The 24,202-nt window shown below is 29.9% G+C and carries 22 protein-coding genes and 1 other RNA gene; 13 read left to right on the top strand and 10 right to left on the bottom strand.

Annotated features, from left to right (window positions below; genetic code table 11):
- Together VK164_RS05275 and VK164_RS05280 are read right to left on the bottom strand one after the other, a co-directional pair.
- Positions 1-2,501, bottom strand: a 2,501-nt coding sequence (locus VK164_RS05275) for a hypothetical protein (RefSeq protein WP_324208360.1), incomplete at its 3' end; no start/stop codon positions are given.
- A gap of 11 nt (positions 2,502-2,512) precedes the next feature.
- On the bottom strand, positions 2,513-2,986 hold the full coding sequence (locus VK164_RS05280; RefSeq protein ID WP_324208361.1) for a hypothetical protein: 474 nt from the start codon (positions 2,984-2,986) through the stop codon (positions 2,513-2,515).
- A gap of 319 nt (positions 2,987-3,305) precedes the next feature.
- Here VK164_RS05280 and VK164_RS05285 point away from each other — a divergent pair, with 319 nt between their 5' ends.
- Genes VK164_RS05285 through VK164_RS05295 form a run of 3 tightly spaced genes read left to right on the top strand, consistent with a single transcriptional unit; the run spans position 3,306 to position 6,804 of the window.
- Complete coding sequence (locus tag VK164_RS05285; protein ID WP_324208362.1) at positions 3,306-3,797, top strand: SixA phosphatase family protein; 492 nt, start codon at positions 3,306-3,308, stop codon at positions 3,795-3,797.
- Positions 3,790-5,898, top strand: coding sequence for a polyphosphate kinase 1 (ppk1, locus tag VK164_RS05290; protein WP_324208363.1), 2,109 nt, complete (start codon positions 3,790-3,792; stop codon positions 5,896-5,898). The genes VK164_RS05285 and ppk1 overlap by 8 nt, the downstream gene beginning before the upstream one ends.
- 15 nt (positions 5,899-5,913) lie before the next feature.
- Complete coding sequence (locus VK164_RS05295) at positions 5,914-6,804, top strand: exopolyphosphatase (RefSeq protein WP_324208364.1); 891 nt, start codon at positions 5,914-5,916, stop codon at positions 6,802-6,804.
- Between the two features lie 6 nt (positions 6,805-6,810).
- Here the strand turns inward: VK164_RS05295 and VK164_RS05300 are convergent, their stop codons facing one another.
- Both VK164_RS05300 and dnaX read right to left on the bottom strand, forming a co-directional pair.
- Positions 6,811-7,179 (bottom strand): DNA polymerase III, encoded by a 369-nt coding sequence (locus VK164_RS05300; RefSeq protein ID WP_324208365.1) that lies wholly within the window; start codon positions 7,177-7,179, stop codon positions 6,811-6,813.
- Between the two features lie 302 nt (positions 7,180-7,481).
- A complete protein-coding gene (gene dnaX, locus VK164_RS05305) occupies positions 7,482-8,555 on the bottom strand; it encodes a DNA polymerase III subunit gamma/tau (protein ID WP_291135476.1) in 1,074 nt (357 codons plus the stop codon).
- 107 nt (positions 8,556-8,662) lie between these two features.
- Between dnaX and rnpB the strand changes: the two genes are divergently transcribed.
- An RNA gene (gene rnpB / locus VK164_RS05310) (RNase P RNA component class A) lies at positions 8,663-8,986 on the top strand.
- A gap of 13 nt (positions 8,987-8,999) precedes the next feature.
- On the opposite strand, the gene rsmD is transcribed toward rnpB, so the two are convergent.
- The gene (rsmD, locus tag VK164_RS05315) at positions 9,000-9,578 is read right to left on the bottom strand and encodes a 16S rRNA (guanine(966)-N(2))-methyltransferase RsmD (protein WP_324208366.1); all 579 of its coding nucleotides are present in this window, start codon (positions 9,576-9,578) and stop codon (positions 9,000-9,002) included.
- Complete coding sequence (locus VK164_RS05320; protein ID WP_324208367.1) at positions 9,575-10,387, bottom strand: DUF3822 family protein; 813 nt, start codon at positions 10,385-10,387, stop codon at positions 9,575-9,577. The genes rsmD and VK164_RS05320 overlap by 4 nt, the downstream gene beginning before the upstream one ends.
- A gap of 133 nt (positions 10,388-10,520) precedes the next feature.
- Here VK164_RS05320 and VK164_RS05325 point away from each other — a divergent pair, with 133 nt between their 5' ends.
- A complete protein-coding gene (locus tag VK164_RS05325; RefSeq protein ID WP_324208462.1) occupies positions 10,521-11,945 on the top strand; it encodes an ATP-dependent DNA helicase in 1,425 nt (474 codons plus the stop codon).
- Positions 11,946-11,970: 25 nt separating this feature from the next.
- On the top strand, positions 11,971-12,699 hold the full coding sequence (kdsB, locus tag VK164_RS05330) for a 3-deoxy-manno-octulosonate cytidylyltransferase (protein ID WP_324208368.1): 729 nt from the start codon (positions 11,971-11,973) through the stop codon (positions 12,697-12,699).
- On the opposite strand, the gene VK164_RS05335 is transcribed toward kdsB, so the two are convergent.
- From VK164_RS05335 to VK164_RS05350, 4 genes are all read right to left on the bottom strand, one after another.
- The gene (locus tag VK164_RS05335; RefSeq protein ID WP_324208369.1) at positions 12,696-13,403 is read right to left on the bottom strand and encodes a potassium channel family protein; all 708 of its coding nucleotides are present in this window, start codon (positions 13,401-13,403) and stop codon (positions 12,696-12,698) included. The genes kdsB and VK164_RS05335 overlap by 4 nt on opposite strands.
- A gap of 166 nt (positions 13,404-13,569) precedes the next feature.
- Positions 13,570-14,406, bottom strand: a complete 837-nt coding sequence (locus VK164_RS05340; RefSeq protein WP_324208370.1) for an OmpA/MotB family protein — start codon at positions 14,404-14,406, stop codon at positions 13,570-13,572.
- Between the two features lie 69 nt (positions 14,407-14,475).
- Positions 14,476-15,471 (bottom strand): glycosyltransferase family 2 protein, encoded by a 996-nt coding sequence (locus VK164_RS05345; RefSeq protein WP_324208371.1) that lies wholly within the window; start codon positions 15,469-15,471, stop codon positions 14,476-14,478.
- Positions 15,468-15,917 carry a type I restriction enzyme HsdR N-terminal domain-containing protein gene (locus VK164_RS05350; protein WP_324208372.1) on the bottom strand — a complete coding sequence of 150 codons (450 nt, stop codon included), beginning with the start codon at positions 15,915-15,917 and terminating at the stop codon, positions 15,468-15,470. The genes VK164_RS05345 and VK164_RS05350 overlap by 4 nt, the downstream gene beginning before the upstream one ends.
- Before the next feature lie 63 nt (positions 15,918-15,980).
- On the opposite strand from VK164_RS05350, the gene holA reads away from it, so the two are divergent.
- The 7 genes from holA (at position 15,981) to VK164_RS05385 (ending at position 24,131) form a co-directional block, all read left to right on the top strand.
- Positions 15,981-16,985: a DNA polymerase III subunit delta gene (gene holA, locus VK164_RS05355; RefSeq protein ID WP_324208373.1), complete on the top strand. Its 1,005-nt coding sequence runs from the start codon at positions 15,981-15,983 to the stop codon at positions 16,983-16,985.
- 164 nt (positions 16,986-17,149) lie between these two features.
- Positions 17,150-17,569, top strand: a complete 420-nt coding sequence (locus tag VK164_RS05360) for an IS1 family transposase (RefSeq protein WP_166237258.1) — start codon at positions 17,150-17,152, stop codon at positions 17,567-17,569.
- 100 nt (positions 17,570-17,669) lie between these two features.
- Positions 17,670-18,917, top strand: a complete 1,248-nt coding sequence (locus tag VK164_RS05365; RefSeq protein ID WP_324208374.1) for a hypothetical protein — start codon at positions 17,670-17,672, stop codon at positions 18,915-18,917.
- A 29-nt stretch (positions 18,918-18,946) separates the two neighbouring features.
- The gene (locus VK164_RS05370; protein ID WP_324208375.1) at positions 18,947-20,485 is read left to right on the top strand and encodes an MFS transporter; all 1,539 of its coding nucleotides are present in this window, start codon (positions 18,947-18,949) and stop codon (positions 20,483-20,485) included.
- A 12-nt stretch (positions 20,486-20,497) separates the two neighbouring features.
- Complete coding sequence (locus VK164_RS05375; protein ID WP_324208376.1) at positions 20,498-20,716, top strand: DUF6814 family protein; 219 nt, start codon at positions 20,498-20,500, stop codon at positions 20,714-20,716.
- 353 nt (positions 20,717-21,069) lie between these two features.
- Positions 21,070-23,766: an ATP-binding protein gene (locus VK164_RS05380; RefSeq protein WP_324208377.1), complete on the top strand. Its 2,697-nt coding sequence runs from the start codon at positions 21,070-21,072 to the stop codon at positions 23,764-23,766.
- Between the two features lie 2 nt (positions 23,767-23,768).
- Positions 23,769-24,131 carry a response regulator gene (locus VK164_RS05385; protein WP_324208378.1) on the top strand — a complete coding sequence of 121 codons (363 nt, stop codon included), beginning with the start codon at positions 23,769-23,771 and terminating at the stop codon, positions 24,129-24,131.
- Positions 24,132-24,202 lie beyond the last annotated feature (71 nt).

A 24,202-nucleotide genomic window follows, 5' to 3' on the forward strand; every position in this document is an offset into this window, starting at 1 on the left:
AAATCAGCTGGAATTACCATATCAAATGTTGGCGCAGTGGTATCTTGCACTGTAATTACTTGCGAATCAGAAACCGAATTTCCACAAACATCAGTAGCACTCCAAGTACGAGTTAAAGTATACGAATTAGGACAAACACCAGCTGAAGTTGTTTCAGAGAAAACAACAGTAACGTTGCTATCACAATTATCCGAAGCAGTAATCACCGCTGCTGTTGGAATTGAGTTACATTCTGCAGTTAGATCAGCTGGAATTACCATATCAAATGTTGGCGAGGTGGTGTCAGAAATTGTAAATGTTTGTGTAAAATTTAGTGAAATACAAGATGTTGATATTGAATATGTTCTATTTACTGATAACGGGCAACTTCCTGTTGCTACATCTGAGTATGTAATAGTATAACTTAGAGAATTATTAGAAACAGTTCCGCCAGCATTGATAAAGTCTTGCAATGTAATCGACACAGGAGTTGTGCTAAAAGCCAAAGGAGTTATAGCACTTGTACCACAACCATTGATAGTAGTTGCAGAAGGTGCTGTTATTATTGGAATATCATTGATAAAAATTGTGAACATAAAATAGCAACCATTTGCATTTGGTGGAACCGCATAGTAATTTACGCCACCTGGTGTATTTGGAAAAGGATTTGAACTTGTATATTCTGTTGATGCTATTGTTACAGGATAACTGCTATAAAATCTTGTCCCATTAGGATAATATGATGCAATTAAATTAAATGGAATAACAACTGAACTACCACAATAATTAAAACTAAGTTCTGTTACAGTGTTTTGACAATTTTGGTTGATAAAATCAGTAGCATCAATTGTAACTTTAATAGGATCGGTAATTGGATCTCCTAAACATAATCCAGTAGTCTGATAACCTTGAATAAAAGGTTTATCGATGATTGGAATTCCAGTAATTGCGCCAATACCATTAATGAAACCATGCAATGATGCAACAGGAATACAATTTGGACTTTTTAGTAAAAAACAATCTTCGGTTATTTTAATTTTATATTTTAATTCACCCAAAATGTCTGATGAGTTTGCAGGAACAGGTAGTGTACCAATATCCCATATTAAAGTTCCATTACCGCCTAAAGTTGGGTTGAAATATAAATTATTTGGTGTAGGTAATGGTGAATAATTTATTGTTCCTACTTGGCTTCCACTAACAAAGTTGGCAATATATGGGATTGCAATTTTTATTTGGGCATTGTTGATTGCTTCAGTACCTTCATTTAATATTTTTATTGAATATTCTATTTCATCACCTGGTAATACAGTTAGAGAACTAGAAGGAGGTTGACCATTAATAGTTATTAAAGACATTAGGCCTTCTGCGTCCGGAATATATGCGTCTACAGCCATAGCTGCCATAAAAATTACATAGGTATCTTGAGTGGAACCATATCGTAAAGTGGTAGATGTTTGATTGTTAGCAATTACGCTATTACTTGGATTTGGAATATTAAACATAGAAATATCTAATCCTGTATTGTTTAGTAAATTTGGAGTTCTAGTATTTCCACCAGTTTGAATTGATGAATTGAAGAAATTTCCGGTAGAATTTCCACTATGATTCAATGCTTGCCAATTATTATCACTTGAGCGAAGAATGTTAAAGTAATCTCCACTAATACTGCGGTCGCCTTCACCAGCCATCAATCCTAATTTTACATTTACTTGACCAGTTTGAACTGCATTAAAACCAGAAATAGGAATTTGGTGACTAATTGTTGTACTTCCTTGAACATATGCATGACCATCAAAAACAGTAATATCTCGCCATTTCATTTTGGAATTTTCATATACTACAATGATTCCCCAACCTCCATAATAACCAGTTCCGCCACCATTTCCTTCAATTAATGCTATGTCAGCAACGGTATATTGTCCTAAGCCATTTGTTTTTACATAGTCAGTAATTTCAGCAAATGCAGAATACATAAAACCATCATTATTTTGCGGATAATAAATATCATTAGCATTAGCAGTAACTTCTGTATAAGAGCTAGATAAAGGTCCTTTTAACTGAACTTTTCTTTTATTAAATGTCATAGTAATAGAATTTTTTGTAACATTAAATGTGTCAGGGCTATTTGAACCGTTTGAAGCTCTGCCTGTCCAATATAATCCAGCAAAAACAATTTTAGAACATTCTGGAATTGCTCCATTCTCTGTTGAAAAAGTTAAGTTTGAGCTTGATGAATTGAATGTATTTGTATCGCTATCAACATCAACATAAATCATGTTGTTGTTACTATTGGGTTCATTATTATCATAATTGTTCAATGTCAAATTTGTATTTCCTATTAAAGAAAAATCTCCTTTTACATGATAAATTGATGTTGTAGGGCTAGTTTGAGGTTCTCTTGGTGTAAAATTGACCCTAACTTGAGCAATTCCATCAATTCCAAGAAATAAAAAGAATAGACTATAAAGTAGCGATTCTTTGCTGTATAGAACTTTTAAAAAGTAATTTTTCATCTTCATTTTACACTATTTTATTGTGGAATACTTATTTGATAAGAAATAACCATATTTGGATTTGACATAGTTATTATTGAAGGAATGTTCATAGAATTTACATCGGTTTCTATGATTAAATGCACTAATTCTAAATTTGAAAACTGATTTAGATTGTTTAAATCAATTGTTGTATTTTCTTTAATTCGCACAATGCAATATTTGATAGAAAACAACCTACTATTAGAAATTTTACTTAAAGACACTAAATCATTGTAATCAATATCTAAAATCTCAAATTTGGAAGTACTTTGCAGATTATTTATAAATAAAACGTCTTTGGAATCTAAAAGAAGACTAATTTTTTTATCTAATTCTGCAATTTTACTTTGCTCGCTAATGTTATTTGTTTCACTATATTTATGAAACTGTTGTGCATTGCAATGAGCAAAACTTATGAAGAAAAATAATGTCATAATTAAATGACATTGGAATTTTGAAAAACTTTCCATAATACTAATTTTTTAAATTTAGAATTATAGCAAGTGTTCTAAAGGCTAGTTAAGGGGGTAGAAAATTATTAAGTTAAAAAAATAATAGATTTTTAGGGACTAAATCTTTTATGTGATTTATTTTAAATAATTATGTTAAAATTTTAAATTATAAATAAAATCACTGTGCTAAATTACTTAAAAACAATTAATTACAATAACCTTGTAGAAGTTTTTCGACAAAGTGTATAAAAAAATCTATTAACTAACTCAAATATGCGCAAATCACTTTTGCTTACGTCAATTAAATTCAGTAATTTAATTTTTTAAAGCAGATACTATGAAAAACTTAATTTTAATCAGACACGCAAAGTCAAGTTGGGATGCACCAGTTCAAGATATTGATCGTTCTATTTCGGCTAAAGGAGTAAAAAATGCACATCTTATAGCAGCTAAAACAGCTTTTATTTTGCCTAAATCTTACATAGTTTGGTCTAGTATTGCTAAACGTACTAGAGAAACTGCCTATATTTTTTCTCAATATTTATCAATTCCGATAGAAACCATTCATTTTTCAAATGAGTTATACACTTTTGATAAGAAAAAATTACATTTAGCCATAAAAAAATGTAAAAATGAGCATGATAATCTAATTCTTTTTGGACATAATGAAGCTATTACAAATTTTGTTAATAAATTTGGAGACCTAAAAATTGATAATGTTCCTACAAGTGGGGTTGTTGTTATGGAATTTGATAGCAACGATTGGTCAAATTTAGGCAAAGGAAAAACAATTAAAACTTTATTTCCAAGCCATTTTAAAGATGAATAATACACATAATAGTTATATAGACCGAGAAAAGAGCTGGTTAACATTTAATGCTAGAGTACTACAAGAAGCTAATGATGAAAATGTTCCTTTATTAGATAGATTTAGATTTTTGGGAATTTTTTCCAATAATTTAGATGAATTTTTTAGAGTAAGATATGCTGCCATTCGACGAATGAGCCACGAAAATACTGAAACTGAAAGAATATTGGGTGTTTCAGCTGAGCAATTATTAAAAGAAATTACAGAAATTGTAATTGAACAACAATCTGAGAGTTTACGAATTTTAAGTGAAATTGAGAAAAAGCTTGAAAAAGAAAACATCTTTATTATTAATGAAAAAGATATTTCTAAAGAACAAGAAGAGTTTATTCACGATTATTTTATTCAGAAAGTTAGCCCAGCAGTTGTGACTATTATGTTAAATGATTTAGATGAGTTTCCTTTATTGAAAGACACGTCTGGTTATTTGGCAGTAAAATTAGTAATGAAGTCGGAGTCAAATTCTATAGTTGATAAAGTATTTACAAACAAAGAAATTAGATATGCAGTAGTAGAAATTCCCAATACAATTAATCGTTTTGTAGTACTTCCATCAAATTCAGAAAAGCAGTATATTATTCTATTAGACGATGTTATACGTTATAATCTAAATAATATATTTAACATATTTAATTATGAAAGTATTTCTGCTCACATGATTAAAATTACTCGAGATGCTCAGTTGGAATTTGATAGTGATTTAAGTAAAAGTCTAATTGAAAAAATATCTTCTTCCGTTAAAGACAGACGCGTAGGTGAACCTGTACGTTTTGTATATGATCAAGCGATTGGAAAAGATACTTTAGAATTTTTCTTAAAGGGGATGAAAATCGATAGTTCTGATAGTATTATTCCTGGTGGAAGATACCATAACCGTAGAGATTATATGAGTTTTCCTAACTTAGGACGTTATGATTTGCTATATCGTTCTAATGTTCCTTTACCAATTACAGGATTGTCGCTAGAAGGTAGTATTTTAGAGAAAATTAAAAAGAAAGATTATCTATTATACGCTCCGTACCAATCTTTTTCATACATCATCAAGTTCTTAAGAGAAGCTGCTTTAGATCCAAAAGTTGCTTCAATTAAAATAACTTTATATCGATTAGCTAAGAATTCACAAATTGTAAGTTCATTAATAAATGCTGCTAAAAATGGTAAAAAAGTAACGGTTCAAATTGAATTACAAGCCCGTTTTGATGAAGAAAGCAATATTTCATATTCTGAACAAATGCAAACGGAAGGTATTGAATTGATTTTTGGTGTAAAAGGATTAAAAGTTCACAGCAAAATATGTGTTATTGAACGTATTGAAGAAGGAAAAGTAAAGCGTTATGGATTAATATCTACTGGTAATTTCAATGAAAATTCTGCAAAAGTATATACCGATGTTACCTTATTTACTAGTAATACAGAAATTTTAAAAGATGCAGCTAAAATCTTTGATTTCTTTGACGTAAATTATCGTGTTCACCGTTATAAACACTTAATTGTTTCACCTCATTATACAAGAGGAAAATTTAATAAGTTAATTGAAAGAGAAATATCAAATGCTCTTTTAGGAAAAGAGGCATTTATAAAGTTAAAGATGAATAGTATTTCTGACTTTAAAATGACCGATAAGTTATACGAAGCTAGTAATGCTGGTGTAAAAATTCAATTAATTGTTAGAGGTATTTGTTGTTTGATTCCAGGTGTAAAAGGATTGAGTGAAAATATTGAAGCAATTAGCATAGTGGATAATTATCTTGAGCATTCACGTATTTATATTTTTGCCAATGGTGGTGACCCAGATGTTTTTATCTCTTCTGCAGATTTTATGACTCGAAATCTAGATGCTAGGGTAGAAGTTACTTGCCCAATTTATGATGAAGATATCAAAAAAGAACTCATTGAAACTTTTGAAATTGGTTGGAAAGCAAATGTAAAAGCCCGAATTCATTCTGATGATTTACTAAATAAGTATAGAAAACGAGGTGATGAAAAACCTTTTAGAGCACAATTAGAAATGTACAATTATTACCAAAAAAAATTGGATGTAATTGCTGAAAAAGTTGAATAACCCTATAATTATCAAATGATTACAATAAAAAAATATGCTGCTATTGATATTGGTTCTAATGCCATGAGATTATTAGTTACAAATATCGTAGAGCAAGATGGTTGTGCCCCACAATTTAACAAAAGTTCCTTAGTTCGTGTACCTATTCGTTTAGGACAAGATGCATTTACTGTGGGAGAAATTACAGAAGAAAACATTGATAGAATGGTAGATGCCATGAAAGCTTTTAAATTATTAATGAAAGTACACAAAGTTGAAAAATACCAAGCTTGTGCAACTTCAGCTATGAGAGAAGCATATAATGGCAAAGAAGTAGTTGAGATTATTAGAAAAAAAGCAGATATAAAAATTGATATAATTGACGGTAAAAAAGAAGCCGCTATTATTGCTGCTTCCGATTTAACCCAGTTTATTAATTCGGATAAAGCCTATCTATATGTAGATGTAGGTGGCGGAAGTACTGAATTTTCTTTGTTTTTTGAAGGAAAAATTATTGCTTCAAAATCCTTTAAAAACGGAACAGTTCGCTTGTTGAATAATATGGTTTCTGAAATTGTTTGGCAAGAAATTGAAAAATGGATTAAAACTAACACTGAGCCGTTTGAAAACATCACTTTAATTGGTTCTGGTGGAAATATTAATAAATTATTCAAATTATCAGAAAAAAATCAAGATAAACCCTTGTCATATATGTATATTCAATCACAATATCAAAAATTGAATAGTATGACTTATGAACAGCGCATTGCCGACTTAGGTTTAAATCCAGATCGTGCTGATGTAATTATTCCAGCTACAAGAATCTATTTAAATGCTATGAAATGGAGCGGAGCAAGACATATTTACGTTCCAAAAATTGGATTATCAGATGGTATTGTGAAGGCAATGTATTATGGTAAGATATAGGAAGAACTAAACATCCAAATCAAAAGTCTTTCTCAACAATTCAATCGTAGGGTTAATTTGTTTTAATCGTTCAAATTTTTCTTGTGGTGTGAAAGCGTATTTGTTTTCAGTAGCTTCGTTTACAACAACTTCTATGGTAATATCGTGGTTGTGTAATTTTCCTCTCAAATAACCTAATAATTCATGACAACCCGTTAAGAATTCTTCTTTAGTACTTTGATTGGGAAGTTCTAAAGTAATTATAGTCCCGTTTAAAGTTGGATCGTTCATTTGCATATAGGTCGCTAATAAACGTTTGCCAGTGTCGGTCATTTTTTGGGCAAACTTATTCCATTGCAACAACATATCGGTTTCATTAAACACTTCTGAAGGCAATTCTTCTCTATGTTTTTGATGGTGTTGCTGCTGTGCTTCTAATTCTTTTTTAGCTTTAATACTAGCTAATGAAAGCGCCGAAACTTTGGTGCCTGTTGGATTTAAATTGGTAAGAACTGGTTTCGGAACATCAGGAATTATTACTTTTTCAATTGCTGGTTCTTCAACTGAAACTTCAGTTGTTTTAATAAGTTCATTTACTACAAAAGGTTTTTCATTCTGAATTTGCGGAATCTGATTTTGAACTTCAACAATAGAGTAGGAGTTGTTTTTGAAATAAGTAGCCGGAATTATAAATTTAGCTACTTTTTTTTTTCTCCATCAAAAGTGATAGAGGCTAATTGCATTAAACAAAGTTCAACCAAAAGACGTTGATTTTGACTGACTTTAAATTTCAAGTCACACTCGTTTGCCAATTCGATTCCTTTTATTAAAAAATCATGCATTGCTTTGTGCGATTGAGCAGCATATAACGCTTGAGCTTGTTCACCAGCTTCTAACAATGGTAAAGTAGCTGGATTTTTACACACTAATAAATCTCTAAAATGTGAAGCCAAACCTGCTATAAAATGATGTCCATCAAATCCTTTTGCTAAAATATCATTATAAGCAACTAATAAATCTGGGATTTTATTTTCTAAAATTAAATCGGTGATTTTGATGTAATATTCAAAATCTAATACATTTAAATTTTCGGTAACGGCTTGTCTAGTAAGATTTTTACCACAATAAGAAACAACTCTATCAAAAATTGATAAAGCATCGCGCATTGCACCATCTGCTTTTTGAGCAATAATGTGTAATGCATCATCTTCATAAGCAACACCTTGTTCTTTAGCAATTTCAGCTAAATGTTCTTTGGCATCTTTAACAGTAATTCTTTTAAAATCAAATATTTGACAACGTGATAAAATCGTTGGAATGATTTTGTGTTTTTCTGTTGTTGCTAAAATAAAAATAGCATGTTTAGGAGGTTCTTCTAATGTTTTCAGGAAAGCATTAAAAGCAGCTTGCGAAAGCATATGTACCTCGTCGATAATATAAACTTTATATTTTCCTGTTTGTGGTGGTATTCTAACTTGGTCGATAATACTACGAATATCATCTACACCATTATTAGAAGCAGCATCTAATTCAAAAACATTGAATGAGAAATCTTCATATGGATCATCATAACCTTCTTGATTGATTTTTCGTGCTAAAATACGCGCACAAGTTGTTTTACCCACACCACGAGGTCCAGTAAACAATAAAGCTTGAGCTAAGTGATTGGTTTCAATAGCATTTAACAATGTATTAGTAATAGCCTGTTGACCGACAACATCTTTAAATGTTTGCGGACGGTATTTTCTGGCTGATACTATAAATTGTTCCATAGATTATATTGAATCACAAATGTAAGTAAAAGTTTAAATGTTTAAAAGTTTATATGTTTAAAATTGGTATTAATTCGTAATTTTTAATTCGTAATTGATACATTTGCACCGCAGACCGCCTTATCGTCCGTGTGTAAGCATGGGAGGAAAGTCCGGACACCAAAGAGTAGCATAGCGGGTAACGCCCGTCCGTTGAAAAACGAGGACAAGTGCAACAGAAAGTATGTACAGATAATGCTGTAGTGAAACCAGGTAAACTCTATGCGGTGAAATGTCAAGTATATCAGCAGTTTCTGAGTAATCAGAATAAGGGCTACTCGTCCGATGCTGAAGGGTAGGCAGCTTGAACTATATAGTAATGTATAGTCTAGATAAATGATAAGGCTCCGATATATCGGAGACAGAATCCGGCTTATAGGTCTGCTTTTTTATTTTGTAATGTGATTAACTTTCATCTTCATCTTCAAAATTTTCTTCTTCTTCGCTTTCAAATTCATAAAAGGAAAAAACAGAACCACCATAATTTTTTGAAAATGAAAAATTAGTCATGTGATCTAGCTTAGTGTGTTTTGAATGTTCAATAATCAACATTCCTTCTTCATCTAAAAGTTCGTTTTCAAAAATGAGCTGAATAATACTTTCAAAATCTTGCTGATTTAAATCATAAGGTGGGTCAGCAAAAATAATATCGTAGCTAGACTTACTTTTTTCTAAAAATTTAAAAACATCGCTTTTTATAGCTGTAATGTCTAAATCTAATTCTGTTGCAGTTTTTTTAATGAAATTTACACAACCAAAATCGCCATCAACACTTGTAATTGGGCCTGCACCTCTAGAACCAAATTCATAACTGATATTGCCAGTACCCGAAAATAAATCCAATACTTTTAATCCATGAAAATTAAAGTAATTATTTAAAATATTAAATAAGGATTCCTTACACATATCAGTTGTAGGACGAACAGGTAAATTTTTCGGAGCTACTAATCGACGTCCTTTGTGTTTTCCAGATATAATTCTCATGAATGATAGAGTGTAAAGTGATTTCTAATTGCAGTTTCTGTTGCATCAAAACCATTTGTTAAGTGCGAAACATCTAACAGTGAACAATTGCGGATATAAGTATATGCAATTTTGAAATTTGCGTCGTCCGCAACACAGTTTCCGAAAAGTTGTACATTTATAGTTTCTGGATTCAATTGCAATTGCTCACAAGTAAATAGTAAATAATAAATAAAATCTTCAGCAGTTGAATAATAAAATGAATTAAACAGAATAAGTTCTTGATTTCTAACAACTACAATTTCAAAATGTTCTTTTTGAATATGAACAAATACTTGCTTTTCTTCTTTGTTTTTTGAAAAATCAATACATTTTTTAACTAATACCGAATTACTATTCTTGTAATCAAAACTTTCAAATTGATCCAATAAAAAATTATTAATATTCATGAAAGGCACATAAACATTATTAATTTCATAAGGTGCAATAACATCATATGCAAAAAAATCGGTTTCGAAAACCTTTGTATTGTATTGTAAATAACTTGCCAAAAAGTGAGGATCAAAAAGTGATGAAGGTACGAATGCATTCAAATTATTATTATGCAAAACAACTACTTCATCATAATTTTTAGTTAGTATTGGATAATCCACAAATGCTCGCCAAAGTTGCTCTTCAATCACTTTGTTTTTTTCTAAATTAAGCACTTGGGTATGCAATACTTTGTTTGTAATTAAATCAAAAACACAAAAAGAAAAGGTATTCAAAGCAACTTGAATAACTAACTTTTTATATGTTTTTTGAGTGATATCACTAGATGAAATTACCATAAATGCCTTATCTTAATCAGTAAAATATTGGTGTATATTACTGGCAAAGCTACAATTTTTTTTGAATGATATCTCTTTTCTTTCAAAAATCAACACTATATTTGATAATTATAAAAGTTACCACTTATTAATGATTACTTCTGCTTTGTTTTATAAGATTCTGCACAAAAATTTTCTGTTTCAGCCCACTGTAAAACAGGATATTTTTTTTCAAAAAATTTCAGATTTTCTTTTAAACAAATCAAGCGATGAAATTTTTGTTTTAAAAGGATATGCTGGAACTGGTAAAACAACTATAATTTCTAATGTAATTAATCAATTACAAGAAGTAGAAATGAAATGTGTTTTATTAGCTCCAACAGGACGAGCTGCAAAAGTAATTAGTAATTATTCTGGAAAACCTGCATTTACAATCCATAAACGAATTTATTTTCCTAAAAAAAATAAAACAGGAGGCGTTAGCTTTACATTGCAACAAAACAAATTCAAGAATACAATTTTCATTGTTGATGAATCTTCTATGATTTCTGATACTTCACAAGATTCAAAATTATATGAGAACGGATCGCTTTTAGATGATTTATTCTTTTATGTAGAAGCTGGTAAAAATTGTAAATTATTGCTCATAGGTGATACAGCTCAGTTACCACCCGTAAATATGACAATAAGCCCAGCTTTGGATATCGATACTTTATCGTTGCATTATCAAAAAAACGTGCAGCATATTGAATTAGATGAAGTAATGCGTCAGGCAGAAACTTCTGGAATTTTATATAATGCTACACAATTACGCGAATTATTACATTCACATTTTATTGATACATTTCAATTTGATTTGAAAGGATTTAAAGATATTGTTCGCTTGCAAGATGGTTATGATATTCAAGATGCAATTCATGGTGCGTATGACAATTATGGATTAGAAGATACCGTATTTATTGTTCGTTCAAATAAAAGAGCTAACCAATACAATCAGCAAATTAGAGCTTCAATTTTATCAAAAGAGAGCGAAATATCTACTGGTGATTATTTAATGGTGGTTAAAAATAATTATTTCTGGTTAAAAGAAGAATCTGATGCAGGTTTTATTGCTAATGGAGATATTATTGAAATTTTGGAAATTAGAAAAATTCAAGAGCTCTATGGATTCAAATTTGCTACAGTAAAAATCAGAATGGTCGATTATCCAAATCAGGCTCCTTTTGATACTATTTTGATGTTAGACACCATAATGAGCGAATCGCCATCGCTAACTTATGAAGAATCAAACAAATTGTATCAAGAAGTTTTATTAGATTATGAAGAGGAACGTCAGCAATATAAAAAATTACAAAAGGTAAAGGAAAATGAGTATTTCAATGCTTTACAAGTTAAGTTTTCTTATGCTATTACCTGTCATAAATCTCAAGGAGGACAATGGAAAACAGTTTTCGTAGAACAACCTTATTTGCCAAATGGAATAGATATAGACTATGTGAGATGGCTATATACCGCCATTACTCGTGCTGAAGAGAAACTATATTTAATAGGATTTAAAGATGAATATTTTAAAAATTAATACTTTTGCATATAAAATCTAAATTATGAAAATCATCGCTGTTATTCCTGCTCGTTATGCTTCTACTCGTTTTTCTGCAAAATTGATGCAAGATTTATGTGGTAAAACTGTAATATTAAGAACATATGAAGCAGCTGTAAATACACAATTATTTGACGATGTATTCGTAGTTACCGATTCGGATTTGATTTTTAACGAAATTTATTCGAATGGAGGCAAAGCAATTATGTCAATAAAAGAACACGAAAGCGGTAGTGATAGAATTGCAGAAGCAGTTCAAAATATGGATGTTGATATTGTAATTAATGTACAAGGAGACGAACCTTTTATAGATAAAAAACCATTAGAACAACTTATTGAAGTTTTTAAAAAAGATGCTGAAAAGAAAGTGGATTTAGGTTCGTTAATGTTTCAAATAACTGATAAAGAAGAAATTAATAATCCAAACAATGTAAAGGTAATAACAGATCAACAAGGTTTTGCTTTATACTTTTCACGTTCAGTAATTCCTTTTCCAAGAGAAGAAAATGCTGGAGTACGTTATATGAAACACATTGGAATTTATGCATTTAGAAAGCAAGCGTTGCTAGATTTTTATAGTTTACCCATGTTATCGTTAGAAGCTTCCGAAAAACTAGAACAACTTCGCTACTTAGAATATGGAAAACGTATTAAAATGGTCGAAACCACTCATGGAAGTATTGGAATTGATACTACAGAAGATTTAGAAAAAGCTCGAAAATTATTAGCTTAATTTTCTGCATCTTCGAAATATCCTTTGCTTTTTACTTTTGTCGAGAAAAAATTCAAAAATAAAATCACAAAAGAAAGAAAAAACATCGCTTGTAAACTCACTAAGACTTTGCCGAATGTTGTTATTGGATAATAATCGCCAAAACCAATTGAATTTGAACTAACTACACTAAAATATACAGAATCAAACCAATGTTCAAAAGGTTTATTCATATTGTCTCCAATAGTATACAACACACCGAACGAAACTACAATTTCAATATAATTAAAAAAGAGAAGTAGCATAGAACGTTTGTATGAACGTGGTCTAGAAAATAAATCCGAAGCAAAAATTAGTGTTGGAATATATAAAACTGTTTCAAGTAATAAATAAACTAACATCCAAACAATATAGATATTACTCTGCCATTGGTTCATTAAGATTAGAATAGGAAATACTACTTTTGCTAGTACATAAAAATCTAGCGCTAAATCTTGATATTCATAACCTCTTTTACAAGCAAAATATTTAATGTAAATACCAGGAAATAACAATTGAGAGCCAGAAAGTAATAATCGAACAATTTTTTCAATTCCATTATCATCTTGATGGTCGTTATTCCATATGGATTTGATATTTAAAATTCGTTTCTGAATAGGATTGTATTTAGGGACATAACTTCTAGAAACTTTTCCAACTAATAATTTTCTTAAAATGGAGTTCATTTGGTTATTTTTAACGAAATTAAATGAACTAAATCAAGTTTATAATTCTTGTTAAATCTTGATAGTATCACTTACAAATTTAAGCAAAATAAAACTAAAAACCCATAAATGAAACTCCAATTATTTAGCTTCATTTATGGGTTAATTATCAGATATTTTTGTTGGATTATTTTCCTTCCAAATTTTTCATTTCTTTTTCTAACATATCATAAAACTGATCAATTTTTGGCATAATTATGATACGAGTTCTTCTGTTTTTTGCTCTATTTGTTGGTGTATTGTTCTCAACTAATGGAATATATGAACTTCTACCAGCAGGAATTAATTGTTTTGGATTAACACCTAAATCTTTTTGCAAAACTCTTACAATAGAAGTGGCTCTTTTTACAGATAAATCCCAGTTGTCTAATAACACGGAATTTTTGATAGGCACATCATCTGTGTGTCCTTCAACCATGCATTCAAAATCTGGTTTACTATTGATTACTTTAGCAACTTTAGCTAAAATACCTTTAGCTCTGTCACTCACTTCATAACTTCCCGATTTGAATAATAAATTGTCTGCAATTGAAATCATAACAACTCCTTTTTCAACATTGATATTAATGTCTGGATCGTCAATTCCAACTTCGCGTTTTAAACTTGTTACTAAAGCTAAAGTTACACTATCTTTTTTAGTTAAGGCATCTTGCAAACGATTTATTTTTAGATCTTTCTCTTTTAAACTTTCTAACGATTTTTCAAGATTTTCAGCTCCTTTAGTAGTTAAAACAGTTAACTCTTTCGAACTATTGATTAAATCAGAATTGTTTTTCTTTAAATATTCAACCTGACTACTTAGAGCATCTTTTTCAGTTAAACAAGTGTTTAATTTGATAGTTGCTGTGTTTAATAAATCTTGAATTTCCTTGTTTTTAGCTTCTAATTCTGTGAATTTCTTTTTAGAAACACACGATGTAAATGACATAGAAACTAAAGTGATGATTAACATTACTTTTTTCATGAGATAATAATTTTTTACAAATTTAAAAAGGAAGTTTAAGTACACGAAATTTTTATACATAAACTATTGTTAAAACAAATCAGCAAACACCTTGCCATTCTTAACAAAATAGCGATAAACTATGTTGTTTGTTTTATAGTAATTATTTCTCTGTAGGGTTATTCTTTTTTTATAAAATTGATTTACAAGCGAATAAAACGCAAAATGTGCTTCAATAATTGCCCAGCAATGTTTTAATTTTCCTTTTAAAATAAATTGAATTCCTGCTAAACCATCTAAACACAAACGCATAAATAAAATAGGGATTAACTGTTTTTTAGGTAAATTCTTCGTTAACATCAATAATGAATTTCTAAAATTCAAAAAAGTTTTCTTAGGATTTCCTTCGTTTAAAGTAGCGCCACCCACATGATAAACAATAGATTTTGGTGTGTATTTTGCTTTATAGCCTAAATTGAAAGCTCTCCAACACAAATCAATTTCTTCCTGATGGGCAAAGAAATCATTATCAAAACCGTTTAATTTTCGATAGACTTCTTTTCTAATAAAAAAACAAGCTCCAGTTGCCCAAAAAATTTCAATTTCATCATCATATTGATGTTTATCTTCTTCAATCGTATCGAAAATTCGTCCACGACAAAATGGATAACCAAATTTATCAATAAAACCACCAGCACCACCAGCATATTCAAAATGTGTTTTCTTTTTGAAATCTAATAACTTAGGTTGAATAATCGCTGTTTCAGGTTGCGTTTCGAATATATTTAAAATAGGTGTAAGCCAATTTTCAGTAACTTCAATATCCGAATTGACTAATGCGTAATATTCTTCTTCAACATATTTCAAGGCTTCATTATAACCTTTAGCAAATCCAAAATTTCCCGTGTTCTGAATAATTTTAACAGATGGAAATTGACTTTTTATTACTTGAATCGAAGTATCTGTAGAAGCATTATCAGCTACATAAACGGTTGCTTCATCAGAAAAAGCAATAATTGAAGGCAAAAATTGTTCTAACAATTTGGCTCCGTTCCAATTTAATATGACTACTGCTATTTTTTTCATTGATTTGAATATTCTGGAAGTTCTTTCAAGAAAACATATTTTTCGTTTTCAAAATCCATTTGGCAAAAATAATGATTCAAACCATTAGTTACCATTAAATATTTAGCTTTCAGTACTAAATTATAACGTGCAATTTGATCAAACGTATTTTGCGTAATTGGAACATCAGGCGCTTTGCATTCAATTAATAAAAAAATTTCTCCATTTGGTTGAAATACAACACCATCATAACGTTTACTTAAATTATTTATTTTGATTAATTTTTCTACATTAATGTATGATTTCGGATATTTTTTGTCTTGTAATAAAAACTGAACCACATGCTGACGCACCCATTCCTCTGGTGTAAGAAGAATAAATTTTTTTCTAATTTCATCGAAGATAGCTATTTTATTTTCGCTATTTTTGAACCGAAAGGAATAGTTTGGGAAATTCAAATTTTGCATAGTTCAAAATTAGTTAAATATTACAAACTGCCAACTATTTTGCTGAACACTGAATACTAAATTATGGACGAAGTAATTCAAATTACAAAAGATATCAAAGCCGGTAATTATAAACCCATTTATTTTTTTATGGGTGAAGAACCTTATTATATTGATAAATTAACAGATTTTATTGATGATAATGTGCTTTCTGAAGATGAAAAAGGTTTTAATCAAATGACAATTTACGGAAGAGATACTACAATTGAAGAAGTTATTTCTCATGCTAAACGTTACCCAATGATGGCAGATAGACAAGTGGTTATTGTTAAGGAAGCACAAGAATTATCAAGAAATATTGATAAGTTAGAAGCTTATGCCGAAAATCCGCAGCCAACAACAATATTGGTTTTTGCTTACAAATACAAAACACTTGATAAGCGAAAAAAAGTCACAAAACTATTAGACAAAGTTGGGGTTGTATATGAAAGTAAGAAATTATATGAAAATCAAGTAGGGGATTGGATTAAGAGAGTTTTATCAGGACAAGGCTACAGTATAGAACCAAAAGCTGCTGCTATATTAGTTGAGTTCTTAGGTACTGATTTATCAAAAATTAGTAATGAATTAGATAAACTTAAAATAATTTTACCAAAAGGACATACGTTTACTCCTAAAGATATTGAAGAAAATATAGGTTTTAGTAAAGATTATAATAATTTTGAATTAAGAAAGGCGATTGGTGAAAAAAACCAAGTTAAAGCTTATCAGATTATAGATTATTTTGCACAAAACCCCAAAGATAATCCGTTGGTTGTAACTACTGGTTTAGTTTTTGGTTTCTTTTCCCAACTGTTACAATACCATGGATTAAAGGATAAATCACAATTTAATGCCGCTAAAGTACTTAAAGTAAATCCTTATTTTATTAAAGATTATGAAATAGCTTTTAAAAATTATCCTATGAAAAAAGTAAGTGCAATTGTAGCTGCTTTAAGAGATATTGATGTTAAAAGTAAAGGAGTAGGAGCTTCATCAATAAGTCAACACGATTTATTAAAAGAATTATTAATACATATATTCAATTAATTAGTTTATTTGAATGTTGTTATTTTGAATAATTCAGTAAAAACTACATAAAACATAATTATTTGTACTAAAAATTATGTTTTGTTTATTTTTTAATTAAAAAAAATATCAAAAATGTTTTTATATAATTGCTAATTTAGTATATTTATGCAAAATTTATATATATGGAGATTTTAGCCTGTCCAAAATGCCAAAGTGACACAATTGTAAAAAGTGGTGTAATCAAAGATAAACAAAGGTATTTGTGTAAATCTTGTAATTATTATTTCACGGTAAACAAATTAGGAAAAAAGATTGATGATTACTATGTTACAAAAGCATTACAGTTATATTTAGAAGGGCTCAGTTTTAGAGAAATTGAGCGTATTTTAGGGGTTTCACACGTATCTATTAGTAATTGGGTAAAGGAATTTAAGATAAAAAAACCTCCACATCCAAATTATCATCCTACATATAAAATTTTCAATCATTTAGAATTAGTTGAATTTCTCAAACACAAAGAAAAATTATCAGGTGCAGGTATGATAATTACAGAACTCGGTGATAAATTTATGCTTATAAAATGGGAACGTTTTAAAGATTAACTATAGTATTTTACATTAATATATATTATAATTTTTTTCATTAACAAAATTTTAGAATTTGGTCAAACAAAAATAGAATTACTAACCAAATTTTAAATTTATGAAAAGAGTATTAATTGCATCGTTTGCTGCTTTATCCTTCTCTGGATATTCACAAACTGCGCCAACAGCTGCCCCTGCAGAAAAAGAGTGGGACGTAAGTCTTTATGGTTTTGTTAGAACCGATTATATTTGGGATACTAGAAAATCAGTACAAGTTAGAGAATACAATTTGAACTTGTATCCATTAGATGAATCTTTAGATGCAAATGGAGACGACATTAATGATGCAGGTGCATCAAACTTTTTATCTGTTGTTTCCAGACTTGGAGTTAAAGCTAAAGGACCAAATGTCTGGGGAGCAAAAACTTCAGGAACATTAGAAGGTGACTTCTTTGGTAATACTGAAGGAACTGTTGGTCAATTTAGATTAAGACATGCTTTTGCAAGTTTAGAATGGTCAAAAACAACAGTTACAATGGGACAAACTTGGTACCCAACGTTTATTCCAGAGGTTTTTCCAGGTGTAGCAAATTTTAGCACAGGAATTATGTTTAATCCATTTGGTTGGGCTTCTCAAGTTAGAGTAAAACATAATTTATCAAAAAGTATCTCATTTGCTTTAACAGCATACAAGGAAAGAGAGTTTACAACAGCAACAGCAACAGGAGGATCTCAAAACTCTGCATCAATTAATTCTTCAATTCCAACCTTTCACGGTCAATTTCAATTCAAAAATAAAAATTGGATTGCAGGTTTAGGTGCTGAATTCAAATCATTACAACCACTAACTGTTTCTAATGGATTAGTGTCTGATGAAAAAGTAAATAGCACTTCATTCGTTGGATATTTCAAATACAATAACGATAAATTTCATATAAAAGCATACGGAATTACGGGTGAAAACATGTATAATTTAGTGATGCTTGGTGGTTTTGCTGGATATACAGTTCCTGGTGAAGTTGAAAAATATGAAGCTACTAAAACAACTTCATTCTGGTTGGACGTTGCTAGTAATGGTGCAAAAGTTGCTCCTGGTTTCTTTTTTGGATATACTAAAAATGATGGTACAGGTAAAGATGGTGCGACTGCATTATATATGAGAGGCGTTTCTGGAACAAGAGGTGTTGATAATGTTTGGAGAGCTTCTGCAAGAGTAGATTTCAAACAAAACAAATTTAGAATTACACCTGAATTAGAGTACACTGCAGCAACTTGGGGTGACTTAAAATCTGATGCTTCAATAGGTGGAAACACTAAAGATGTTGGAAACTTTAGAGCAATGATTTCTTGTGTATATGCTTTCTAATTTAATATTAAACTAAAATAATTATAAATATGAGTGATAAAAAAACAACGGGAATCTGGAAGGTTATTTCAGCTTCTTCAATGGGAACAATGATTGAGTGGTATGACTTCTATATCTTCGGAAGTTTAGCAGTAGTATTATCAACTAAATTTTTCCCGTCAGATAATCCTACAGCAGCATTCTTATCTACATTAGCAACATTTGCAGCTGGTTTCGTAGTTCGTCCGTTTGGAGCTTTATTTTTTGGTAGATTAGGAGATTTAATAGGTAGAAAATATACATTCATGGTAACTTTAATGTTAATGGGTGGTGCTACATTTGTAATCGGGTGTATTCCTAGTTATGAGACAATTGGTTATGCTGCTCCAATCTTAGTATTAATTTTACGTTTATTACAAGGTTTAGCACTTGGAGGAGAATATGGTGGTGCTGCTACTTATGTTGCAGAACACGCTCCAAAAAACGAAAAAGGATATTGGACTTCTTGGATCCAAACTACTGCAACTGTAGGTTTATTTATCTCATTAATGGTAATTTTAATTACTAAAGGATTAATGTCTAAAGAAGCATTTGAAGATTGGGGATGGAGAGTACCATTTTGGGTTTCAATTTTAATGGTATTTATTTCTTACATGATTCGTAAAAATATGCACGAATCTCCAGTATTTGCTAAAGCTAAATCTGAAGGAAAAACTTCTACTAATCCATTAAAAGAAAGTTTTGGTCACAAATACAACTTAAAATTTGTTCTTTTAGCTTTATTTGGAGCAACAATGGGGCAAGGAGTTGTATGGTATACTGGTCAATTCTATGCGATGAACTTCTTGAAAACAGTACAAAGTATAGATTCTTCACAAGTAGACACATTATTAGGGATTGCTTTATTATTAGGAACTCCTTTCTTTGTAGTATTTGGTTGGTTGAGTGATAAAGTGGGAAGAAAAGTTATTATGATGGGAGGTATGTTATTAGCGATCTTATGCTACCGTCCAATTTATCGTATGATGTATGCTTCTACAGATTTATCTTTAAAAACAGAAGTTGTAGATCAAACAAAAGTAGTTCCTTCAATCAAAGAAATTGATGCAACTAAAATGGATTCAATCTACACTACAACAAAAGCATATACTGATGGAACTACTGTAGAAGAAATCAAAACAATCCATTTTGAAGCTGGAAAAGTAATGCTTGATGATAAAGGAAAAGACAAAATTGAAACTAAGGTTACTAAAAAAATTAATAATAGCGACAAATGGTTCTTGGTATTAATGGTCTTCATTCAGGTAATTTTTGTAACAATGGTTTACGGACCAATTGCAGCTTTCCTTGTAGAAATGTTCCCTGTTAAAATTAGATATACATCCATGTCGTTGCCATATCACGTAGGAAATGGTATATTTGGTGGATTGTTACCTGCTATTTCAACATACTTTGTTACAACAGCCAAAGATGCTGGTGATGTAGAGTTTTATTTAGAAGGACTTTGGTATCCTATCGGAATTGCAGCTGTATGTTTCATTATTGGTATGATATACATTGATAGAAAAATTAATACACTTCACGACTAAAAAAAATAAGATATGAACGCAGTAAAAAAATATTTAGGAATCGTTTGGATAGCATTAGCAATCGCAATAGCTTATTTTTCGATTGGAATTTTTGGAGGTAAATTAACTTCTGGAAAACAAGATGATTTAGTTTTTGGAATCATTATTTTCTTCATACTTTTACCAATGGTTGTAACCGGATTAACAATATTCGGATGGTATGCAATCACTGATGAATACGAGGAAGATTAAGAATATTATTTAATTAACCTAAAAGCTCTTATTTCTATAAGGGCTTTTGGGTTTTTATTACATAGAGGTTTTAAAAGTTTATGAATTTAGTATATGAGATTAAAAACTTTGTGTAAATTAGTGAAATAATCATCAAAATAAACTCAACAATTTTGTTGCAATAAATATGAAAAAAAGACATCAACAAAAACTGGTCATCGTATCCATGATTTTACTCATAGGATTAAATCTTCCTATTGTATTATTATTTGATTCAAGCCAAAATATGTTAGGTTTTCCAGTTATATATATTTACTTTTTTTCAATTTGGTTATTTTCAATCTTGGTTTCTTTATTAATTGTAAAACGATATAATGAATAGTATTTCGCTTTTGGTTATATTATCTGGCTATTTGGCTGTTCTTTTTTATATTGCCTATTGGGCTGAAAAAAAAGGGAACAGTAAGTGGACAAATAATCCATATATCTATACTTTTTCGTTAGCCGTATATTGCACTGCTTGGACATATTATGGAAGTATTGGAGTTGCTGCAGATAGTGGCTTAAGTTATTTACCGATTTATTTAGGACCTATTATTATTGCCCCGTCTTGGATTTTAATTTTAAAGAAAATTATTAGAATATCTAGGGTAAATAAGATCTCAAGTATTGCAGATTTTATTTCTTTACGTTATGGAAACAGCAGATTTCTCGGCGCTTTAGTAACAATCATTTGTCTTACAGGAATTATTCCATACATAGCCTTACAATTAAAAGCTATTGCTGAGACTTTCCATGTGGTCACTAGAACCGAAATTCGCTCTTTTATTTTTGATGACACCACAACTTATGTTGCAATTGCATTAGCTTTATTTGCTTCATATTATGGAACACGTTATGTAGATGCTTCAGAAAAAAGAAAAGGAATTGTAACTGCTGTTGCTTTGGAAAGTGTTTTGAAATTAGTATTTTTTGTTATCATTGGCGTTTATGTAACTTTCTTTGTTTTTGATGGATTTGATGATATTTATCAAAAAGCATCTCTTTTAGAACATTTTAAAGAAAAAAATTCAATAGGTGGTTTGCCACAAGCAATCAACTGGTTTTTACTTTGTATATTATCTATGTTTGCTATATTTTTATTACCTAGACAATTTCAAGTAGGGGTAATTGAAAATAACCGTGAAAATCATATTAATACAGCAGTTTGGTTATTTCCTCTATACCTTTTACTGTTTAATATTTTCGTCTATCCAATTGCTTGGGGTGGAAATATTTTATTTGAAGGACAAGAAGTAAATTCTGATGCATATTCGTTATTGATTCCTCAATTATTCAATAATAAAACTTTAACCGTTTTAGTATTTCTTGGCGGATTCTCTGCAGCTATATCTATGATTGTTGTTTCATCAATTGGTTTATCCACTATGGTAACAAATAACATTTTGATTCCTTATAACTTATTAGGAAAATTGAAAAGTGATGAATCAATTAGTAGTAAATCTATCTTAAATAGTAGAAAAATTGGTATTTTTTCATTAATCATACTTTCCTATTTTATTTATAGATTTTTTGGATTAGATTATAATTTGGTTTCAATCGGAATGGTTGCTTTTGTTATCATTTCACAACTTGCACCAGCCTTTTTTGGAGCGCTATTTTGGAGAAGAGGTTCAAGATTAGGGGCGATTTATAGCATCATTGTTGGTTTTATTGTCTGCATATATACATTATTAGTTCCTTATGCAATAGGAATTACTAATAGCGAAAGTACTTTTATTTCTGATGGTTTCATGGGGTATGAATTATTAAAACCATTTCAACTATTTGGATTAGACTATTTGCAACCAGTTCCACATGCTTTATTTTGGAGTATGTTATTTAATTGTATAACTTATTTTGCTGTTTCTGTAAGCTTTAAAGGAAATTATCGCGAACGTAATTATGCCGAAATGTTTGTTGATATTAATAAATACATTACAAATCACGAAAATGCTTTCATTTGGAAAGGAACCGCTTATCGAAATGATATTGAAAAAGTATTGATTCGTTTTTTAGGCATTGAGCGCACAAAACGAGCCATGAATATATTTAATGTAAAATATAATGTCGATATCAATCAGGAATTAGCCGATGCTCGATTGATTAAATTTTCTGAAAATCTTCTTACAGGACACATTGGAACTGCTTCAGCTCGAATACTAATTTCAAGCGTTGTAAAAGAAGAAAAAATCACATTACCTGAGGTTTTAAAAATATTAGAAGAATCTAAAGAAAATATCATTATCAATAAAAAATTGACTGAAACATCAAACGAATTGAAAGAAATTACTGCAAAATTACAAAATGCAAATATTTCGTTGATGGCCAAAGACAAGCAAAAAGATGAATTTTTGGATACCGTAACCCACGAACTTAGAATGCCAATCACAGCCATTCGTGCCGCTAGTGAGATTTTGCATGATGATGACGAAATTCCAGACGAGTTAAAAAAACAGTTTTTGCAAAATATTATTTCAGAATCAGATCGTTTAAATCGTTTGATTGATAAAATATTAGACTTAGAAAAATTTGAAACGGGGAAGCAAACCATACATCCCACAAAAAATAATTTAGTTGAAACCATAGAAAAATCAATTGAACCCTTACAGCAATTGATTAAAAATAAAAACATAAGCATCTATATAGAAAGTAAGAGTAAGGTAAATGCCTATTATGATGAAGATAGAATTTTTCAAGTAATTACAAATTTAGTTTCAAATGCAATTAAATTTTGCCCTGAGAATGATGGTTTAATTACAATCCAAATAACTGATAAAGAAACTTTTATACAAACAAGTGTTATCGATAACGGAAAAGGTATAAATTCAAATGATTTTGAAGCTATATTTGACAAATTTTATCAATCAACTAATCAAAACATTAAAAAACCTGTTGGAAGTGGATTAGGATTAGCCATTTGCAAACAAATTATTGAACACCATAAAGGTAAAATTTGGGTAGAACAAAGTCTAAAAGGAGCTTGTATAGTTTTTACCCTGCCTAAAAACAAGAATACAGAAAATAATTAATTATGAAAAAGATTTTAATTGTAGACGATGAACCAAACATAGTAATGTCGCTTGAATATACATTTAAGAAGAATAATTATGAAGTGTTTATAGCTCGCGATGGGCAAGAGGCATTAGATATTTTGAAAACAAACTACCCTGATGTTATTATTTTAGATGTTATGATGCCGATGGTTGATGGTTATGCTACACTTGAGCAAATTAGAAAAGATATTAATTTACAACATACCAAAGTCATGTTTTTATCTGCCAAAAATAAAGAAAGTGATATTGAAAAAGGAATGTCATTAGGAGCCGATGTTTATTTGACTAAACCATTTTCAATAAAAAAAGTTGTAGAACAAGTAGAAGAATTACTTTCATAGTAAAATGACATAAATAATTTAAAAAAGGAACTGTATTTAAGTTCCTTTTTTTAACTATACCTATTTAGCAA

This window comes from Flavobacterium sp., from assembly GCF_035299005.1.
Classification (GTDB): Bacteria; Bacteroidota; Bacteroidia; order Flavobacteriales; family Flavobacteriaceae; genus Flavobacterium.

Bases quoted from the DNA above. Each gene is read 5' to 3' on its own strand.
- VK164_RS05360 (WP_166237258.1), top strand. From the start codon at position 17,150: ATGGAGATTTTAGCCTGTCCAAAATGCCAAAGTGACACAATTGTAAAA.
- ppk1 (WP_324208363.1), top strand. From the start codon at position 3,790: ATGAATAATACACATAATAGTTATATAGACCGAGAAAAGAGCTGGTTA.
- holA (WP_324208373.1), top strand. From the start codon at position 15,981: ATGGACGAAGTAATTCAAATTACAAAAGATATCAAAGCCGGTAATTAT.
- VK164_RS05335 (WP_324208369.1), bottom strand. From the start codon at position 13,403: ATGAACTCCATTTTAAGAAAATTATTAGTTGGAAAAGTTTCTAGAAGT.
- rsmD (WP_324208366.1), bottom strand. From the start codon at position 9,578: ATGAGAATTATATCTGGAAAACACAAAGGACGTCGATTAGTAGCTCCG.
- dnaX (WP_291135476.1), bottom strand. From the start codon at position 8,555: ATGGAACAATTTATAGTATCAGCCAGAAAATACCGTCCGCAAACATTT.
- VK164_RS05375 (WP_324208376.1), top strand. From the start codon at position 20,498: ATGAACGCAGTAAAAAAATATTTAGGAATCGTTTGGATAGCATTAGCA.
- VK164_RS05385 (WP_324208378.1), top strand. From the start codon at position 23,769: ATGAAAAAGATTTTAATTGTAGACGATGAACCAAACATAGTAATGTCG.
- VK164_RS05345 (WP_324208371.1), bottom strand. From the start codon at position 15,471: ATGAAAAAAATAGCAGTAGTCATATTAAATTGGAACGGAGCCAAATTG.
- VK164_RS05295 (WP_324208364.1), top strand. From the start codon at position 5,914: ATGATTACAATAAAAAAATATGCTGCTATTGATATTGGTTCTAATGCC.
- VK164_RS05340 (WP_324208370.1), bottom strand. From the start codon at position 14,406: ATGAAAAAAGTAATGTTAATCATCACTTTAGTTTCTATGTCATTTACA.
- VK164_RS05285 (WP_324208362.1), top strand. From the start codon at position 3,306: ATGAAAAACTTAATTTTAATCAGACACGCAAAGTCAAGTTGGGATGCA.
- VK164_RS05370 (WP_324208375.1), top strand. From the start codon at position 18,947: ATGAGTGATAAAAAAACAACGGGAATCTGGAAGGTTATTTCAGCTTCT.
- VK164_RS05320 (WP_324208367.1), bottom strand. From the start codon at position 10,387: ATGGTAATTTCATCTAGTGATATCACTCAAAAAACATATAAAAAGTTA.
- kdsB (WP_324208368.1), top strand. From the start codon at position 11,971: ATGAAAATCATCGCTGTTATTCCTGCTCGTTATGCTTCTACTCGTTTT.
- VK164_RS05350 (WP_324208372.1), bottom strand. From the start codon at position 15,917: ATGCAAAATTTGAATTTCCCAAACTATTCCTTTCGGTTCAAAAATAGC.
- VK164_RS05365 (WP_324208374.1), top strand. From the start codon at position 17,670: ATGAAAAGAGTATTAATTGCATCGTTTGCTGCTTTATCCTTCTCTGGA.
- VK164_RS05280 (WP_324208361.1), bottom strand. From the start codon at position 2,986: ATGGAAAGTTTTTCAAAATTCCAATGTCATTTAATTATGACATTATTT.
- VK164_RS05380 (WP_324208377.1), top strand. From the start codon at position 21,070: ATGAATAGTATTTCGCTTTTGGTTATATTATCTGGCTATTTGGCTGTT.